Genomic DNA, 3044 nt, shown 5'->3' on the forward strand with positions numbered 1-3044 from the left:
CCCGGCGATCGGGGTGCCCACGGTCATCAAGCGGGCACGTTGGTAGCACCGAAGCAGTAACGGTGAGAGCAGCACCAGCCATAGGTACGCGACCAGGTACCACAACACGCCGGTGACCGGCTCGGCCCAGCCGGCGGTCGGAGGTTCCACGATCGGGACCAGCCACAGCAGCAACGCCGGCCACTGCGGTCGGTCCTGCCACCCGGCTACGAGCATCACCGGGAGTAGTAGCGCGCCCATCACCCAGAGCGCGGGCAGCAGCCGGCGCAGCCGGCCGGTGATCGCCTGCTCGGTGGAACGCCGCATCGAGGTGGCCATCAAGGACCCGCCGAGAGCGAACATCACACCCATCGACGGAAAAACCATCGCGAGCCATGGCAGAGGGAACATGTGATAGACGACGACCCGGACCAACGCCACCGCACGCAGCGTGTCGAAATAGCGATCCCGGCGAACCTGCGGCCCCTTCTCGCCGGTGGTGCTCCCGTACCCGCCGGGTTGATCGTCGTCGACCGGATTCATGCGGTCGAGCCTACGAAGAGGACGACCCATTCCCGGGCCCGTTGTCCCCCGGCCGATGGAGGCCTTTCGGGCAGGAACTCCGCCCGCCCGGCAACGTAACCGTCGATGTCAACGATCGTTGCCGACACGGGAAAGCCCGTACCGCGCCGGGTCGGTGGCGATGCTGGAGGGCGGGCCGCGACCCGAACGGTGGTCCAGAAGCCCGCGACGATCCACGAGCCTCGTCCCGGCCATGGACCATGTCCTGTCGCGTGGAGGGGCGCGGCGCACGCGAACGGCACTCACTGCTGCCATCGTGGGCATCGCGTTGTCGGCCAGGTTCGCGCCCGCGCCGTCACGCCGGGTCGACCCCCGATGCCAGCAACGTGACCTTGAGGGCCATGTTCGCCGCGAACTGACCGTTGACCATCCGGTGTTGTTCCAGCCGCCGCTGGACGCCCGGGCCAAAGCGGCTCAGCTTGACAAAACCGTCGGAGAACCGTCCGTTGTCGCTGCCGGTGCCGTCCACATGGGCGGCGTATCTTCGCCTACCCGGCCAGATGACCTTGGTCGGCAACGCCCCGAACGTGGTCATGTCCGCAGCGGTCCAATACCCGCCGTGGCCCCTGGCCTCCAGGAGATATGACATCACGCGTTGCCGTGGCTGACATCCTGGCTCGGCCGGTCGGTGGAGGCCCACATGGCGCTCCAGAAGTACGCCGACGGCTCCGCCGGGCTGTGCAGCGCTTGTTGCCGTACAAAACAAGGCGCGGCCCCGCAGAAGCCACATCCGTTATGAGGACACTGTACTATTTGCGTAGCACATCCCGGCAGGTGTGTATTGGATAACGGGGAGCCCGAGAGGCCCGTCTCTCGGGCTCCCCGCTTCATGCGCCGTTCGGGTGGACATAGAGGTAGGACCTCAAAGCGCGTCCCGATGCGGCACGCAGCTGATTCGGCTCGTCGGCAGTCGCCACGCCGGGCATGGCTGCCGGTGCTGGCCCTTTGTCGGCTCCACGATCTGCGCCTTCCTCCGAACGGAGGCTCCCACCGCGGCCCGGCGCCGAGTTTCCCGGTAGGGCTTTTACGGGCCCATATCTTCCCGATCTTGCCGAGATCATGATCAACTTTGTTGAGGGCTTTTGTGTGTTGTGTTTCACCCGCATTCTTGACGTGCTGTGGTCGCCAAGCTACTTGGAGCATCGACATTTGCCTCGTTACCGGCACAAGCCGGACAGCATTCCACGTGCCAAACACGCTCCGTAGTTAAGCCGGGCCCGTGCGGTGGCGCCGAAAATCGGGTAGCAAGGGTGGGCCGGTGAGCAACCGCTCGCCGCTCGCACCGCTTCGGACTACGCCGAGCCCTGCCCCGGTCCCAGCGGTGCGATCGTGATCGCGAACAACGACACAGGCATACGGGGGCAGGGACGGGGGACCCAGATTCGGTCCCATGGAACGCCGCTCGCGGCGAACCGATGAGGACCTTGGGGTGAAGCCACCATCGGTGGCCGGGCAACCTTCCCGCCCGAACCCGACAGCTAACCTCGCAGGCGTGCCGGAGGGATTTCTCTACCGTGCACGAACGCACTTCGCACCGGCGCCCCCGCAAGACCGGCACCGGTTCCATCGCCCTGTCCCTGGGCCTCTGCCTCTGCGCCGGCCAGCTGGTCGCCACCGCGCCGGCGTCCGCCGCGCCGGTCCCCGTCACGGCAGCGGCAGCGGCAGCAGCGACCGTCAAGCCCCGCATCACGAACTCCTACAACAGGAAGACGGTCGCGGCGGGCAAGACGGTCCGGGTGACCACCAAGCTGGTTAACCCGAAGACCGGCAAGGCTGTCAAGGGCAAGGTCAAGCTGCAGATCCGTGGCGGCAAGGCGTGGAAGACCTGGGTGACCAGGTCGACCAACTCCAAGGGCGTGGCCTCCTTCCTGACCAAGCCCGGCGGCTCGCTGTACTACCGGACCATCTTCACCGGCGCCAAGGGCTTCGCCTCGGTGCGCAGCAGCCAGACGAAGATCACCGTGAAGAACAACGCGGCCAAGATCCTCGCCGAGGCCGCGAAGCACAAGGGCGCCCGCTACGTCTTCGGCGCCGCCGGCCCCCGGCAGTTCGACTGCTCCGGCTACACCATGTACGTCTACAAGAAGGCCGTCGGCAAGAAGCTGCCGCACAAGGCCAACTCGCAGCAGAAGTACGGCAAGGCCGTCAGCAAGGGCAACAAGAAGGCGGGCGATCTACTGGTCTTCCGCTCCGGGTCCTACGGCACCCACGTCGGCATCTATGCCGGTGGCGGCTACATGTGGGCCTCTCCCCGCGCCGGCAAGACCGTCCAGAAGCAGAAGGTCTACAGCAACAGCTACGTCGTGCGGCGCCTCGTTTCCGCCTGACGATAACTGCCGACTCATGAAGTGGAGCGCGCCCTCTGGGGTCGTGCTCCACTGGCATTCCCCAGGTGATGAGCAACGTGAGGCAGGCGGAAGCGTTGTCGCCTCATGCGATGGAATGGCAACGCCAGTGAAGCGCAGGCGCGGCTGACGGACTTC

At 66.3% G+C, this 3044-nt stretch carries 3 protein-coding genes and 1 riboswitch; of the genes, 1 reads left to right on the forward strand and 2 read right to left on the reverse strand.

The genetic code is table 11. The annotated features are described in order from the left end of the window. Both DMB66_RS55135 and DMB66_RS55140 read right to left on the reverse strand, forming a co-directional pair. The coding region (locus DMB66_RS55135; RefSeq protein WP_148112894.1) for an acyltransferase family protein at nucleotides 1-522 on the reverse strand (522 nt) is incomplete at its 3' end. 334 nt (nucleotides 523-856) lie between these two features. Next, entirely contained in the window at nucleotides 857-1096 is a 240-nt protein-coding gene (locus DMB66_RS55140) for a hypothetical protein (RefSeq protein WP_125812024.1), read from the reverse strand. A 798-nt stretch (nucleotides 1097-1894) separates the two neighbouring features. Then, nucleotides 1895-2069: riboswitch (cyclic di-AMP (ydaO/yuaA leader) on the forward strand. A 6-nt stretch (nucleotides 2070-2075) separates the two neighbouring features. Here DMB66_RS55140 and DMB66_RS55145 point away from each other — a divergent pair. After that, nucleotides 2076-2888, forward strand: a complete 813-nt coding sequence (locus DMB66_RS55145) for a C40 family peptidase (protein ID WP_125812025.1) — start codon at nucleotides 2076-2078, stop codon at nucleotides 2886-2888. The last annotated feature ends 156 nt before the right edge of the window (nucleotides 2889-3044 follow it).

Source organism: Actinoplanes sp. ATCC 53533 (assembly GCF_003947245.1).